Source organism: Streptomyces sp. NPDC088252, assembly GCF_044740965.1.
Lineage (GTDB): Bacteria > Actinomycetota > Actinomycetes > Streptomycetales > Streptomycetaceae > Streptomyces.
Window position 1 is genome coordinate 408,446 of sequence record NZ_JBIURS010000003.1, and the last position, 14,929, is coordinate 423,374.

A 14,929-nucleotide genomic window follows, 5' to 3' on the forward strand; every position below is an offset into this window, starting at 1 on the left:
AGAAGGGTTCACCGGCTCGCGACGCCCGGCACGGCACTAGAGGTGCTGCGCCAGAACCGAGAGGAAGTCGACGACGCCCTTCGGGCCGTTCAGCAGCAGGTCGGCGCGCTCGGCCAGGTCGGGGACCTCCGCGCTGCCGCTGCAGACCAGCAGGCCCGGGATGCCGTCGGGGCCCTCGGTGCGGAGCTTCTCCACGGCGGCGTACGCGGCGAGGTCGCCCAGGTCGTCGCCCGCGTACAGGACGGACTCGGCGTCCATCTCCCGTACGTACTGGGCCAACGCCACGCCCTTGTCCATGCCCGGCGGGCGCAGCTCCAGGACCAGGCGGCCCGGTTCGACGATCAGCCCGTGCCGGGCGGCGAGCTCGCCGAGGGGTTCGCGCAGGGCCTCGAACGCGGCCGACGGGTCGGCGGCGCGGCGGGTGTGGACGGCGAGGGCCTGCCCCTTCTCCTCGATCCAGGTGCCGTGCCAGGAGTCGAACCGGTCGAGCACGCCGGGGAGTTCGGCGCGGACCGCGGCCACACCGGGGTGCGGGGCGGGGGCGTGGACGGTGCCGGAGACGGCGTCCCAGCGTTCGGCGCCGTAGTGGCCGAGGACGACGAGGTGGTCCAGTCCTCGCACTCCGGCGAAGCCGCCGTACCGGACCGCGACGCCGGCCGGGCGGCCGGTGATCACGGCGATGGAGGCCACTTTCGGGGCGAGCGCGACGAGCGCGTCGACGGCGCCGGGGTGGGCGCGGGCCTGGTCCGGGTCGGGGACGATGTCGGCGAGGGTCCCGTCGAAATCGAGCGCGACGACGGCACGGTCCGGACGCGCGAGGATCGCGGCCAGGGCTTCTCGGCCGGGTGGGGTGGCGGGGGTCGGGAGCTCGGACGGGATCTCGCTCGGCGCGGGTGCGTGCGGGTTGCTGCCCATGGGGCCGAGCCTATAGGCGTACCACCGGGCACAGCCATGGCCGACATGGCATACGGACGGCGTCCGCGGCGTGACGGACCGCGCCGCGGACGGCTGCCGCGGGCGCGTGCCGCATCGAACCGGAAAACCGTCCCGGACCGCTGCGGGGCGCCCGTGGCCGGCCGGGAGGGACCGGCTTCAGCGGCGCCCTCGCCGTGCCTGCCGGACCCGGCGCAGGCGGTTCACCGTCACCGGGTCCTCCTCCAGCGCGCGGCGGTCGTCGAGCAGGGCGTTCAGCAACTGGTAGTAGCGCGTGGGCGAGATGCCGAGCCGCTCGCGGATCGCGCGGTCCTTCGCCCCGGGGCCGGCCCACGACTGCCGCTCGACGGCGAGCACGGCGCGGTCCCGGTCGGAGAGTCCGGCGGGGCCGTTCGTGTCGTCGGTGCCGTTCGTGGGGGTGGTCATATCAGCCAACATATCGCCCGGCCGGAGGGCCGCCACCCGGTCGTCACTCCGCGTGCTCGGCCGCCGCCGATTCCCGCGCGATCCGCCCCAGCACGCTCTCGGGGCTGCCGTTCGGCTCGACCGCACTGCCGATGTTCTCCTTGATCGACTCGCTGGCACGGGCCCAGGACGTCTTGCCGTACGGGTAGAACTCCGCGTTCGGCAGCGCGGCCAGGAACTTCCGCAGCGGCTTGTAGCGGGGGTCGGACTCCATCGCCGCGGAGGCGCTGTCGGTGACCGGCAGCAGGCCGTACTCGTCGGCGAAGTCGATGACGTTCTTGTCGGTGAACAGATAGTCGAAGAACTTGCCCAGCTGCGCCCGGTGGCCGCGCTGCCTGAAGCCCATGATCCAGTCGGCGACGCCCATCGAGCCCTTGGTGGGGCCGCCGACACCGGGCAGCGGCACCATGCCGACGGAGACGCCCTTCTTCTCGGCCTCCTGCATCAGGGTCGGATGACCGTTCAGCATGCCGACCTCGCCGCGCGTGAACGCGGCGAACGCCTTGGCCCGGTCGAGCTTGCCGGGGGCCACGGGGCCGACGAGGCCCTTGTCGACCAGGTTCGTCTTCAGCCAGTCGAAGGTCCTGACGTTCTCGGCCGAGTCGATCTCGTACGAGCCCGCGTCGTCGATGTAGCCGCCGCCCCCGCTCAGCAGCCACATCATGGTCTCGGCCTGGGGCTCCTCCGGCCCGAGCGGCAGCGCGAACGGGTAGGTCACGCCGCGCTGTTCGAGCACCGTCGCGTCGTCGCGTATGTCGTTCCAGGTCCGCGGGGCGGCCAGGCCCGCCTGCGCGAAGACCTTCTTGTTGTAGAAGAGCAGCCGGGTGCTGGCGACGAACGGCAGTCCGTACTGGGTGCGGTTGACGCTGCCCGCGTCGGCCAGGCGCGGCAGGAAGTTGGCCTGGGCGGTGATGTTCAGCAGCTCGTCGGCCCGGTAGAGCTTGCCCGCCTCGGCGTAGTCGGCGTACGAGGCGATCTGGGCGATGTCGGGGGCCTCCCCCCGCTTCACCATCCCGGCGACCTCGCGGTCGACGTCCTTCCACGAATAGACGCTGACCTCGACCTTGATGCCGGGGTGGGATGCCTCGAAACCCTTCACGAGTGCGGCCCAGTACTTCTTGGAACTGTTGGCCGCACTGTTGCCGTAGTCGGCCGCGACGAGCCTGAGGGTGACGTCCCCCGAGCCGCCGCTGCCACCGCCGCATCCCGTCAACGTCGCCGTCAATGCCAGCGCGGCCCCAGCCGCGGTCAGTCCCAAGTAGCGCCGCTGCACAGCCCAGTCCGTCCTCGTGGGGGCCTTCGAATGAGCTGTGATCCTCCCCGAGCGATCGCCGAAGGTCTACACCAGAGCGGTATCGCTTTTACAACACCGCCGGATCCACGCCCCGTTGCCGCGCGGGGGCATTGCCCTTGACCTGCGCCGACTGCTAAGCAGGTTGCGGCGCAAGGCTCTTCGAGAGCCGGACCTTCCCTCCATCGCCGTACCGCAGCGCCCTCCCCGTCACCGTTCCACGCCGCAAGGAGCCGTCGAGCATGTCGCGTACCGCATCGGAAATTGCCACCCAGCCCGACTGCTGGCGGCGTGCCGCGGAGGCCGGGGCGGTGTTCGACGGGCTGCCGCGTCCGGGCGAGCGGGTCGCCGTCACCGGGTGCGGCACCTCCTGGTTCATGGCCATCGCGTACGCGGCGCTGCGCGAGGCGGCCGGGCAGGGCGAGACGGACGCGTACCCCTCGTCGGAGTTCCCGGCCGGGCGCCCGTACGACCGGGTCGTGGCGATCACCCGCTCCGGCACGACGACCGAGGTGCTGGAACTCCTCGCCGGGCTGCGCGGCAAGGTCACCACCGTCGCGCTGACCGCCGACCCGAGGACGCCGGTGATGGACGCCGCCGACACGGTGGCCGTACTGGACTGGGCGGACGAGGAGTCGGTCGTCCAGACCCGGTTCGCCACCACCGCGCTGGCCTTTCTGCGGGCCGGCCTGGAGGCGTCGGGTCCGCTTCCGGCCGGGGTGAAGACGGTGGCCGCCGCGGCGGTCGACGCGGAACTCGCGGTGACCGAGCCGCTGGACGAGGCGGTGGTCTCGGCCGAGCAGTGGACGTTCCTGGGGCGCGGCTGGACGTACGGTCTGGCGCAGGAGGCCGGGCTGAAGATGCGCGAGGCGGCGGGCGCCTGGACGGAGTCGTACCCGGCCATGGAGTACCGCCACGGCCCGATCTCGATCACCGGACCCCACCGGGTGGCGTGGGTGTTCGGTCCGCTGCCGGAGGGGCTCGCCGGCGAGGTGGCACGGGTGGGCGGCACGCTGGTCGCGCACGCCACCGCGGACCCGATGGCCGATCTGATCCGGGCGCAGCGGCTGGCGGTGGCGCTCGCGGAGTCGAAGGGGTACGACCCGGACCGTCCGCGCAACCTCTCGCGCAGCGTGATCCTTTCGTCCTGAGTCCGCTGCTCGGGCCGCCGCGGCGATACCGCGGCGGCGATTTTGTATGGATGCGCAACAAACCGCACTAGTGGACTAGACCTATCGGGGTTCCTCGGGCGAAACTGTTTCCCGTGAAACACGTCATCGCCCTCGATGTGGGCGGCACCGGAATGAAGGCCGCACTGGTCGGGGCCGATGGCGCCCTGCTGTACGAGGCGCGGCGGGCGACCGGCAGAGAGCGCGGCCCCGACGCCGTCGTGGAGTCGATCCTCGCCTTCGCCGCGGACCTGCGGGCGTACGGCGAGGAGCACCTCGGCGAGAGCGCCGTCGCGGCCGGTGTCGCCGTACCCGGCATCGTCGACGCGGAGAACGGGATCGCGGTCTACGCCTCGAACCTGGGCTGGCGCGACGTACCCATGCGGGACCTGCTCGGCGAGCGGCTCGGCGGCGTCCCCGTCGCGCTCGGCCACGATGTGCGCACCGGCGGGCTCGCCGAGGGCCGGATCGGCGCGGGCAAGGGAGCCGACCGCTTCCTCTTCGTACCGCTGGGCACCGGGATCGCCGGGGCCATCGGCATCACGGGCACCATCGAGTCCGGCGCGCACGGGTACGCGGGCGAGATCGGCCACATCGTGGTCCGGCCGGACGGCCCGGACTGCGGCTGCGGCCAGCGCGGCTGCCTGGAGACCCTGGCGTCCGCCTCCGCGGTGACCCGTGCCTGGGCCGCCGCGTCCGGCGACCCGACGGCGGACGCCGCCGACTGCGCGAAGGCCGTCGAGTCGGGCGATCCGGCGGCCGTGGAGGTCTGGCGGAACGCGGTGGACGCGCTCGCCGCCGGGCTGGTCACCGCGCTGACACTGCTCGACCCGCGCGCCCTCATCATCGGTGGCGGGCTCGCCGAGGCCGGGGAAACCTTGTTCACACCACTCCGTGCGGCCGTCGAGGAACGTGTCACGTTCCAGAAGCTGCCCCACATCGTCCCGGCGGCCCTCGGGGACACCGCCGGATGCCTGGGCGCAGGGCTGCTCGCCTGGGATCTTCTCTCCACGGAGGTATCCGCCTGATGGCCGGACGCGCAGACAGCACAGTTCTCGCAGGTGCCCGGGTGGTGCTTCCCACCGGGACCGTCGAGGACGGCCGGGTGATCGTCGAGGGCACCCGGATCGCCGGCTCGGTACCGGAGGGCGCCCCGACCGTCGACCTGAGCGGCCACTGGGTGGTCCCGGGCTTCGTCGACATGCACAACCACGGCGGCGGCGGCGCTTCCTTCACCTCGGGCACCGTGGACGAGGTCCTCACCGGCATCCGCACCCACCGCGAGCACGGCACCACCACCCTGGTCGCCTCCACCGTCACCGGCGAGATGGACTTCCTCGCCCAGCGGGCGGGCGTCCTCTCCGAACTGGTCGAGCAGGGCGACCTGGCCGGTATCCACTTCGAGGGACCGTTCATCTCGCCGTGCCGCAAGGGCGCGCACAGCGAGGACCTGCTGCGCCACCCGGACCCGGCCGAGGTCCGCAAGCTGATGGACGCGGCGCGCGGCACCGCGAAGATGTTCACGCTCGCCACCGAACTGCCCGGCGGCATCGAATCGGTGCGGCTGCTCGCCGAGCACGGCGTGATCGCCGCGATCGGGCACACCGACGCGACGTACGAGCAGACCGTCGAGGCGATCGACGCGGGCGCCACCGTCGCCACGCACCTGTTCAACGCGATGCCGCCGCTCGCCCACCGCGAGCCCGGTCCGATCGCCGCCCTCCTGGAGGACGAGCGGATCACCGTCGAGCTGATCAACGACGGTACGCATCTGCACCCCGCCGCCCTGGAGCTGGCCTACCACCACGCGGGCGCCCACCGCGTCGCGCTGATCACCGACGCCATGGACGCGGCCGGATTCGGCGACGGCCGGTACCAGCTCGGCCCGCTCGCGGTCGAGGTCAAGGACGGCGTCGCACGGCTGGTGGAGGGCAACTCGATCGCGGGCTCCACGCTCACCCTGGACACCGCGTTCCACCGTGCCGTGACCATCGACCGGATCCCGGTCGACGACGTCGTGCAGTCCATCTCCGCCAACCCGGCACGGCTGCTCGGCGTGTACGACCGGGTCGGCTCGCTGGAACCGGGCAAGGACGCGGACCTGGTGGTCCTGGACGCGGACTTCACGCTCAAGGGCGTCATGCGCAAGGGCGAATGGATCATCGATCCGCAGATCGGCTGATTCGACCCGTTGTTGACGGCGAATCGAATGCGTAACGAAGAGACGGCGGTTGGTCCGGAGGTCTGGGCCGACCGCCACCTCTTTGACATGATCGCCTTGGAAACAGGCAGAGAAAGCGCATTCCGTCCAAGGATTCGCGCTCCAGAGCAGGGATCGAGGGAGCGGCCGCGGTGATCCTGACGGTCACACTGAATACGGCACTCGACCTGACGTACGGCGTCCCGGAACTCGTCCCGCACGCCAGCCACCGCGTCAGCGACATGTCCGAGCGCCCCGGCGGCAAGGGCCTCAACGTGGCACGGGTGCTCTCCGCCCTCGGCCACGACACGGTGGTCACCGGATTCGCCGGGGGCACCACCGGAGCCGTACTGCGCGAGCTGCTGGCCGTACCGGCGCCACGGGACACCGATCCGGCGGCCGCCACCGGCACCGCGCCGGCCGTCGCGTCGATCACCGACGCCCTCGTCGCCGTCGCCGGGAACACCCGCCGCACGATCGCCGTCGTCGACCGGGCCACCGGCGACACCACCCAGCTCAACGAACCCGGCCCGCTCGTCAGCGCCGACGAATGGGCCGCACTCCTCGGCCGCTACGAGGAGCTCCTCACCGGGGCCGACGCCGTCGCCCTCTGCGGCAGCCTGCCGCCCGGCATACACGTCGGCGCCTACGCCGAACTGGTCCGCCTGGCCCGTGCGGCGGGCGTCCCGGTCCTCCTGGACACCAGTGGCGAACCCCTGCGCCGGGGAATCGCCGCCCGCCCCGACCTGATCAAGCCCAACGCGGACGAGCTCACCCAGCTCACCGGCTCCCGCGAACCGCTGCGCGCCACGCGCGACGCCCGCCGCCGCGGTGCGCACGGGGTCGTCGCGTCCCTGGGCCCGGACGGCATGCTGGCGGTCACCCCCGACGGCGTCTGGCAGGCGTCCCCGCCCGCCAAGGTCCGGGGCAACCCGACCGGTGCGGGCGACTCCGCGGTGGCCGGGCTGCTGTCCGGCCTCGTCGAGGGGCTGAGCTGGCCGGACCGGCTGCGGCGGGCGGTGGCACTGTCGACGGCGACCGTGCTCTCCCCGACGGCCGGGGACTTCGACCGCACGGCGTACGAGGAGCTGCTGCCGCGCGTCGGCGTCGAGGAACACGCAACGGCGGCCTGAGGCCGCACCCGTACCGAACCCGCCCGAGCGCGGGTCCGAAGAAGTAGCAAGAGGTCAGCATGCCGCTCGTCAGCACCGGTGAACTCGTCTCCGCCGCACAGGCCGAGGGACGCGGAATCGCCGCCTTCAATGTCATCACGCTGGAGCACGCGGAGGCCATCGCGGCCGGCGCCGAGCGTGCCGGGGCACCCGCCATCCTGCAGATCTCCGAGAACGCCGTGAAGTTCCACGGCGGTCGGCTCTCGGCCGTCGCCGTCGCGGCCGCCGCCGTCGCCCGCGCCTCCGACGCCCCCCTCGCCCTCCACCTCGACCACGTCGAGTCCGTGGAGCTGCTGCACCAGGCGCACACCGAGGGGTTCGGCTCGGTCATGTTCGACGCCTCCAAGCTGCCGTACGAGGAGAACGTGCGCGCCACGGCCGAGGCGGTGGCCTGGGGGCATGAGCGCGGCATCTGGATCGAGGCCGAACTCGGCAAGGTCGGCGGCAAGGAGGGCGAGGCCCCGCTCGACGCCCACGCCCCTGGCGTCCGCACCGACCCGGCCGAGGCCGCCGCGTACGTCCGCGACACCGGAGTGGACGCGCTGGCCGTCGCGGTCGGCTCCTCGCACGCCATGACCGAGCGCACCGCCGCCCTGGACCACGCCCTGATCGGCCGGCTCCGCGACGCCGTCCCGGTCCCGCTGGTGCTGCACGGCTCCAGCGGCGTCCCGGACGACGAGATCCGACAGGCCGTCGCCTCCTCCGGCATGGTCAAGATCAATGTGGGCACGGCACTGAACACGGCGTTCACCGGCGCGGTACGGGCCTACCTGGCCGAGAACACCACGGGCGTGGACCCGAGGAAGTACATCGCCCCCGGGCGCGAGGCGATGGCCGCGACGGTGGCGGGGTTCCTGGCGCTGATGGGCTGACGCCCCGCACGCAAGAGCGGTCCGGCCCCCACACCCGAAGGCGTGGGGGCCGGACCGCTCGCGTAGGGGTCAGCGCTTCACGTGACCGGCCTTCAGCGACAGCTGATCAAGATTGGCGTCGCACTGGTCGCCCTCGTTGCACGAGATCGTGATCGAGTTCGAGCCCTTGCTGAGCTGGATCCAGGAGTACGTGGTCGTCCAGCCCTTCTCCAGGTCGCCTTCCGGCGCCTTCGCGTAGTTCTCCATGTTGATGCCGCGGGGAGCCTCGGAGTTGACCGTGAGGGACGTCTTGGCGTCCTTGCCCGGCACGCCGTACGTCACGAACAGCGTGTACTCACCGGCCTCCGGCACCTCGACCGACCAGGTCGCGGACCTGCCGACCTCGTTGAGATTGATGTACTGGCCGTTGGCGCTCTTGGCACCCGGGGTCGTGTTGTCCAGCTGGGCCGAACCGCCGAGCTTCAGCGTCGCCGCGTCCTGCTTGGGGAGCTCGACCGGAGCCTCGGAGCTCGGGGACCCCTTGGGCTTCGGGGACTCCTGCACCTGGCTGCCGGGACCGGCGGAGGTGGTGGCCTCGTCCTTCTTCTTGCCCTTGTCGTTGCCCGTGATCAGCGCGGCGCCGATACCGATGAGGACGACCAGGACCACCGCGACCGCGCCGATGAGCAGGCCCTTGGTGTTCGGGCCGCCCTTGCCGGGGCCGCCGGTGCGGCCGCGGCCGCCCTGCTGCTGGACCTGCGCGGTGGGGGCGCCGCCGGGGTACGTCTCCGGGGCCGCGTACTGCGTGTTCGGCTGGCCGTACGCCTGCTGGTGCGGCACCTGCTGCCCGTACTGGCGCTCGCCGACGGTCCGCACCTGGTTGTACGAGGTCCGGGGCACACCGGGCTGCGGAGCCACCGGAGGGTAGCCGTAGCCGCCCTGCCTCGGCGGCTGGGCGCCCGCTGCCTGTCCGTCCTCGTACAGGTAGCCGAACGGATCGTCGTCCTCGGGCGTGTTTGCGCCGTTGTTCCCGGCCGTCATCCCTGGGTCACTCCTCACCATGTCGCCAGCCGTCGCCGAAAATTGCCAGCCGTGGCCGACCGGCCGAGCCTACCCCGAACGGCCCGCACCAAGAATTGCCGTCGTCCGCCCCGCAACCGCGGCCGTGCGCGGGAACGGCGCCGCCGTGAACATCAGCCGGCCCTGCGGTGAACCTTCGCCCGGGACCGCTTCTCCACGTACATCCGCTGGTCCGCGGAGCGCAGTACCTCTTCGGCGGTCATGCCGCAGGCGGCCCAGCCGATGCCGAAGCTCGCCCCGACGCGTACCGCCCGCCCGTCGACCCTGATGGGCGGAATGATGGCGTTACGGAGGCGTACGGCCAGGTCCGCGGCATCCGCGGCGCCGAGTCCGTCGGCGAGCACGACGAATTCGTCACCCCCGAGCCGGGCGACGGTGTCGCCGTCGCGGACACAGGTGGTCAGGCGTCGGGCGACCTCGATCAGCACGGCGTCGCCGGTGTGGTGGCCGAAGCGGTCGTTGATCGACTTGAAGCCGTCGAGGTCGCAGAAGAGGACCGCGAGGCCCTTCGCCCCGTCGTCGTTCTCGGTGTCGGGTGCGACGGAATGCACATGGTGGTCGTACGGCCCGCCGGGCGCCGCGTCCACGTCGTAGCCGTGCGTCCGCGCGTCCGGATCGTCGGCGTCGCCGTACGCGGCGTCCAGCGCCTCGACCGGGGTGGTGGCCACCGAGTGCGGGCGCTCGCAGAGCCGGGAACCGAGCCGGGAGCGCAGTTCGGCGCTGTTGGGCAGACCGGTGAGCGCGTCGTGCGAGGCACGGTGTGCGAGATGCAGCTCGTGGCGCTTGCGCTCCTCGATGTCCTCGACGTGGGTGAGCAGGAAGCGCGGGCCGTCCGCGGTGTCGGCCACGACGGAGTTGCGCAGCGACACCCAGAGGTAGGTGCCGTCCCGCCGGCCGAGCCGCAGCTCGGCCCGACCGCCCTCGGCGGAGGTGCGCAGCAGAGTGCCGATGTCCTCGGGGTGGACGAGGTCGGCGAAGGAGTAACGGCGCAGCACGGACGCCGGGCGGCCGAGCAGCCGGCACAGGGCGTCGTTGGCGCGCAGCAGCCGGCCGTGCTGGTCGCCGCCCATCTCCGCGATGGCCATGCCGCTGGGCGCGTACTCGAAGGCCTGGCGGAAGGACTCCTCGCTGGCCCGCAGCGCCTGCTGCTCCCGCTCCAGACGGACCAGGGCGCGCTGCATGTTTGCTCTCAGCCGGGCGTTGCTGATCGCAATGGCCGCCTGCGACGCGTACATCTGGAGGGCCTCACGGCCCCAGGCGCCGGGGCGGCGGCCGTTGCGGGGGCGGTCGACGGAGATGACGCCCAGCAGATCGGGGCCGCCGCCGGACGCGTACATCGGGGCGTAGAGGCGGTCCTGGGGGTGCCACTCGTCCTCGAAGCGGGGATCGGGCCCGTCGGTGTGCCACTGCGGTACGTCGTCGTCGAGGAGGACCCAGCCGTCGGTGTGGGGTATGAAGCGGAGCTCGTCCCACTCCTCACCCATCGAAAGCCTGCGCTCCCAGGAGCTGCGCGAGCCGACGCGGCCGGTGATGAGGGCTTCCGCCGCACTGCTGCCCGCGAAGGCGGCGACGACGAGATCGCCGTCGGCACGGACCAGGTTCACGCAGGCAAGCTCGTAGCCGAGGCCGGCGACGATTCCGTCGGCCACGGTCTGCAGCGTGTCGGCCAGGCTCCGCGCCGTGTTGAGATCGGCGACGGCCTGGTGCAGCTGCCGCAGCGTCGCAAGACGGACGTACGGCTCCGACTCGGCCTCCATTGCTCGCACTCCCCGAGACCTCGACAGCACTCCAGGTTTCATATCGACGTACTTACCGCAGTGTCACGGCCACTGAATCACAGTGAGCTGTGCAGTCGGTACACAGGGTCAGCAAATATTGCACTCTGTGACTCAAGTCACAACAGATGGTAAAGGGGCGTGCGTGCCGCGCGGCTGCGGTCCGTCCTTTTCTTGAACGCAAATCCCGGCGTTGCAGTACCGGCCGCCGCGGCCGTGACCGGGGTCCTAGGACCGGCCTGGTCCCCTGGTCCGATGCGGCGGGACGGCCGGCGCGGCTAGCGTGCCGGGTGTGTTGCAGACGAAATCCCCCGCCCCGCGTTCCGAGCCCATCCTCCATGCTGAGGGGGTGAGCAACGATGAGTTCCGGGGCGCCCTCGCCCGACTGGCCGCCGGAGTGGTGCTGATCACCGCCGAGGAACCGCCCCTGGACGAGAACGGACGCGGCGAGGACGTCGGGATGACGGCGACCGCCTTCATGTCGGTGTCGCTGGACCCGCCGCTGGTCCTGGTCAGCCTGCGCAACGACTCACGGATGGACGACCTGCTGGCGGAGCAGCCGCTGTGGGCGGTCTCCGTGCTGGCCGAGAGCCAGCGGCACATCGCCGGACGGTTCGCGATGAAGGGCCGGATCAGCGACCGGCTGCTGTTCGAGGACATCCCCTACAAGAGGGGAGAGGTCACCGGCGCACCACTGGTCGGCGGCGCGCTGGCCACGCTGGAGTGCCGCACCGAGCAGCGGGTCCTGGCGGGCGACCACACGCTGGTGATCGGCCGGGTCCTGAGCGCGGCCCTGCCGAGCGGGGACGGCTCGCCGCTGACGTACTTCCGGGGGCGGTACCGGCAGTTGGGGTGAGTCTCCCCCGACCGCCGCGCGGCCGGTCCTGCGTCGTCACCGGTCGCGGCCGGCCATGCGTCGTCACCAGTCGCGGCCGGAGCGCCCGCGCTTCGTCTCGCCGCGCTGCTTCTTCTCGCGCAGCCGGCGTTCGTTGATACCGCGCGGAATCCTGGTCTTGCGGCGCGGCCTGGGGGGCGGTGCCGTGGCCTCGGCCAGCAGGGAGGCGAGCCGCACGAGCGCCGTCTCCCGGTTGCGCCACTGGGAGCGGTGTTCGGACGCCCGTACCGCGATCACTCCGTCCACCAGCCTGTTCTCCAGACGCTGGAGCGCCCGCTCCTTCCACACCTCGGGAAGCGATTCGGTCGCCGCGAGGTCGAAGCGGAGCTCCACCTGGGAGTCGCTGGTGTTGACGTGCTGCCCGCCGGGCCCGGAGGACCGCGAGAAACGCCACATGAGCTCGGCCTCCGGCAGGGAGACCGAACCGCGGATGACATAGGGCCCGGACATGACACCCATGTTCCCCGGCCCACGGGGCGTTCGTCATCTTCTTTTGCCGTACGGGCTGTGCCGCACGGCACGGGCAGGACATCGGGCCGACCGGGGGACTTCAGTAAAGAAAGTAAAGGGAGAAGGAACCTCCCGGCCCCTCGTCCGCGTTATGACCTGTGACGGTAGCTTCTTGATGGCATGAAGCCCGCACTCGACGATGAAAGGGACTTCCCATGGCTGTAAGCCTGTCCAAGGGCGGCAACGTCTCGCTCACCAAGGAGGCCCCGGGCCTGACCGCCGTCACGGTCGGCCTCGGATGGGACGTCCGCACCACCACCGGCACCGACTTCGACCTCGACGCCTCGGCGATCGCGGTGGACACCGGCGGCAAGGTCGTCTCCGACGGCCACTTCGTCTTCTTCAACAACAAGTCGACGCCGGACCAGACCATCGTCCACACCGGTGACAACGTCACGGGCCAGGGCGAGGGCGACGACGAGCAGATCAACGTCAACCTGGCGGGCCTGCCGGCCGAGGTCGACAAGATCGTCTTCCCGGTCTCGATCTACGACGCCGAGACGCGCAGCCAGAACTTCGGCCAGGTGCGCAACGCCTTCATCCGCATCGTCAACCAGGCCGGGGGCACGGAGATCGCCCGTTACGACCTGAGCGAGGACGCCGCCACCGAGACCGCCATGGTCTTCGGCGAGCTCTACCGCAACGGCGCGGAGTGGAAGTTCCGCGCGGTCGGCCAGGGTTACGCCTCGGGCCTGCGCGGCATCGCCCAGGACTTCGGCGTCAACCTCTGACGTCCCGCAGCCGGTAGATCCGTACACACCGGGAGCCCCCGGCCGCGTCTCCCGCGGCCGGGGGCTCCCGTGCGTCTGCGCGATGTTGCACAACTTCCCCTGGATCCCGCCGAATAGCGAACACAAGCGCACTTCATTCGGACAAGAAGTGGTCAAAAAAATGTGAGGTATTTGTTAGTACACCGTCAATCTTGGTCATTCGGTGGCACGCTCTCCGCTCGTAACCCCCCACGGAACGAGCAACGGAGAACACATGACCCCCCACATGAACACCCGTCGCGCCGCAGCCCTGGCCGCCGTGGCCGCGATGGTCGTCGTCGGCGTCCAGACCGGATCGGCGAACGCCGCCCCGGACAACGGCACCGACGCCCCCTCCGCCTCTCGCAGCACCGTCCCCTTCGCCGCGAACAGCGGCTCGCAACGCGCCGCCGCCATCAAGTCCGCCCAGGCCGACGCCTCTTCGACCGCCGACTCCCTCGGTCTCGGCAGCAAGGAGAAGCTGATCGTCCGTGACGTGATCAAGGACGCCGACGGCACGGTCCACACCCGCTACGAGCGCACCTACGCCGGGCTCCCGGTCATCGGCGGCGACCTGGTCACCCACACCGCTCGCGGCGGCGGGCTCAAGGGCGTCACCAAGGCGGCCAAGGCCCGGATATCCGTGCCGTCGACGACGGCGAAGATCAAGACCGCGGCCGCCGCCCGCAAGGTGATCTGGGCCGGCGACGGCAAGCCCGTCCTCGCCTTCGAGACGGTGCGGACCGGGGTGCAGAAGGACGGCACGCCCAGCAGGCTGCACATCATCACCGACGCGACCACCGGCAAGAAGCTCCGGAGCTACGAGGCGATCGAGACCGGCATCGGCAACAGCCAGTACAGCGGCCAGGTGGATCTGACGACCACCAAGACCGGCTCCGGTTTCGAGCTGACCGACGGCGACCGGGGCGGCCACAAGACGTACGACCTCAACCAGGGCGAGAGCGGCACCGGCTCCCTCGTCACGGACGACGACGACACCTGGGGCGACGGCACCGGCAACGACCGCCAGACCGCCGCCGTCGACGCCGCCTACGGTGCGGCGAAGACCTGGGACTTCTACAAGTCCGCGTTCGGCCGCGACGGCATCGCCGGTGACGGCAAGGCCGCGTACTCGCGGGTCCACTACGGCGACGCGTACGTCAACGCCTTCTGGGACGACAGCTGCTTCTGCATGACGTACGGCGACGGCGCCGACAACAAGAGCGCCCTCACCGCTCTCGACGTCGCGGGCCACGAGATGAGCCACGGCCTGACCGCGTCCACCGCCAACCTCGACTACTTCGGCGAGTCCGGCGGACTCAACGAGGCGACCAGCGACATCCTCGGCACCGCGGTGGAGTTCTCCGCCGACAACAGCACGGACGTCGGCGACTACCTCATCGGCGAGAAGATCGACATCAACGGCGACGGCACCCCGCTGCGCTACATGGACGAGCCGAGCAAGGACGGCGGCTCCGCGGACTACTGGGACAGCAGCGTCGGCGACCTCGACGTGCACTACTCCTCCGGCGTCGCCAACCACTTCTTCTACCTGCTGTCCGAGGGCAGCGGCGCGAAGACGATCAACGGCGTCGACTACGACTCCCCGACCGTCGACGGCTCCACGGTCACCGGCATCGGCCGGGACAAGGCCGTCCAGATCTGGTACAAGGCCCTCTCCGAGTACATGACGTCGAGCACCGACTACGCGGCCGCCCGCACGGCGACCGAGAAGGCGGCGACCGACCTGTACGGGGCGGACAGCGCCGAACTGGAGGCCGTCGACGCCGCGTGGAGCGGCGTCAACGTGAAGTAGCGCCACCCGCTCGTGCACGGGAG

14 protein-coding genes are annotated in these 14,929 nt (G+C 71.3%); 8 read left to right on the forward strand and 6 right to left on the reverse strand.

The window, feature by feature from the left end:
• Positions 1-36: 36 nt before the first annotated feature.
• The 3 genes from otsB to ACIOHC_RS08890 all read right to left on the reverse strand — a co-directional run bounded on the left by otsB (position 37) and on the right by ACIOHC_RS08890 (position 2,656).
• Positions 37-915, reverse strand: coding sequence for a trehalose-phosphatase (otsB, locus tag ACIOHC_RS08880; protein WP_401842079.1), 879 nt, complete (start codon positions 913-915; stop codon positions 37-39).
• Positions 916-1,092: 177 nt separating this feature from the next.
• Positions 1,093-1,359, reverse strand: a complete 267-nt coding sequence (locus ACIOHC_RS08885; RefSeq protein ID WP_351075248.1) for a DUF3263 domain-containing protein — start codon at positions 1,357-1,359, stop codon at positions 1,093-1,095.
• Between the two features lie 43 nt (positions 1,360-1,402).
• Positions 1,403-2,656, reverse strand: coding sequence for an extracellular solute-binding protein (locus tag ACIOHC_RS08890; protein WP_351075392.1), 1,254 nt, complete (start codon positions 2,654-2,656; stop codon positions 1,403-1,405).
• 275 nt (positions 2,657-2,931) lie between these two features.
• On the opposite strand from ACIOHC_RS08890, the gene ACIOHC_RS08895 reads away from it, so the two are divergent.
• From ACIOHC_RS08895 to ACIOHC_RS08915, 5 genes are all read left to right on the forward strand, one after another.
• Entirely contained in the window at positions 2,932-3,840 is a 909-nt protein-coding gene (locus tag ACIOHC_RS08895; RefSeq protein ID WP_351075249.1) for a sugar isomerase, read from the forward strand.
• Positions 3,841-3,953: 113 nt separating this feature from the next.
• Positions 3,954-4,886 carry an ROK family protein gene (locus ACIOHC_RS08900; RefSeq protein WP_351075251.1) on the forward strand — a complete coding sequence of 311 codons (933 nt, stop codon included), beginning with the start codon at positions 3,954-3,956 and terminating at the stop codon, positions 4,884-4,886.
• Positions 4,886-6,040: an N-acetylglucosamine-6-phosphate deacetylase gene (gene nagA, locus ACIOHC_RS08905; RefSeq protein ID WP_351075252.1), complete on the forward strand. Its 1,155-nt coding sequence runs from the start codon at positions 4,886-4,888 to the stop codon at positions 6,038-6,040. Before ACIOHC_RS08900 ends, nagA begins: the two co-directional genes overlap by 1 nt.
• A 170-nt stretch (positions 6,041-6,210) precedes the next feature.
• Positions 6,211-7,191 (forward strand): 1-phosphofructokinase family hexose kinase, encoded by a 981-nt coding sequence (locus tag ACIOHC_RS08910; protein ID WP_351075253.1) that lies wholly within the window; start codon positions 6,211-6,213, stop codon positions 7,189-7,191.
• Positions 7,192-7,250: 59 nt separating this feature from the next.
• Positions 7,251-8,102: a class II fructose-bisphosphate aldolase gene (locus ACIOHC_RS08915; RefSeq protein WP_351075254.1), complete on the forward strand. Its 852-nt coding sequence runs from the start codon at positions 7,251-7,253 to the stop codon at positions 8,100-8,102.
• Positions 8,103-8,171: 69 nt separating this feature from the next.
• On the opposite strand, the gene ACIOHC_RS08920 is transcribed toward ACIOHC_RS08915, so the two are convergent.
• Together ACIOHC_RS08920 and cdgB are read right to left on the reverse strand one after the other, a co-directional pair.
• Positions 8,172-9,122: a carbohydrate-binding protein gene (locus ACIOHC_RS08920; RefSeq protein WP_365689702.1), complete on the reverse strand. Its 951-nt coding sequence runs from the start codon at positions 9,120-9,122 to the stop codon at positions 8,172-8,174.
• 152 nt (positions 9,123-9,274) lie between these two features.
• Positions 9,275-10,918: a diguanylate cyclase CdgB gene (gene cdgB, locus ACIOHC_RS08925; protein WP_351075256.1), complete on the reverse strand. Its 1,644-nt coding sequence runs from the start codon at positions 10,916-10,918 to the stop codon at positions 9,275-9,277.
• Between the two features lie 367 nt (positions 10,919-11,285).
• On the opposite strand from cdgB, the gene ACIOHC_RS08930 reads away from it, so the two are divergent.
• Complete coding sequence (locus ACIOHC_RS08930; RefSeq protein WP_351075257.1) at positions 11,286-11,792, forward strand: flavin reductase family protein; 507 nt, start codon at positions 11,286-11,288, stop codon at positions 11,790-11,792.
• A 63-nt stretch (positions 11,793-11,855) separates the two neighbouring features.
• Here ACIOHC_RS08930 and arfB read toward each other — a convergent pair whose 3' ends face one another.
• Complete coding sequence (gene arfB, locus ACIOHC_RS08935; protein ID WP_351075259.1) at positions 11,856-12,290, reverse strand: alternative ribosome rescue aminoacyl-tRNA hydrolase ArfB; 435 nt, start codon at positions 12,288-12,290, stop codon at positions 11,856-11,858.
• Between the two features lie 206 nt (positions 12,291-12,496).
• Between arfB and ACIOHC_RS08940 the strand changes: the two genes are divergently transcribed.
• Positions 12,497-13,072 (forward strand): TerD family protein, encoded by a 576-nt coding sequence (locus ACIOHC_RS08940; protein ID WP_351075261.1) that lies wholly within the window; start codon positions 12,497-12,499, stop codon positions 13,070-13,072.
• Positions 13,073-13,325: 253 nt separating this feature from the next.
• Positions 13,326-14,906, forward strand: a complete 1,581-nt coding sequence (locus ACIOHC_RS08945) for a M4 family metallopeptidase (protein WP_351075262.1) — start codon at positions 13,326-13,328, stop codon at positions 14,904-14,906.
• The last annotated feature ends 23 nt before the right edge of the window (positions 14,907-14,929 follow it).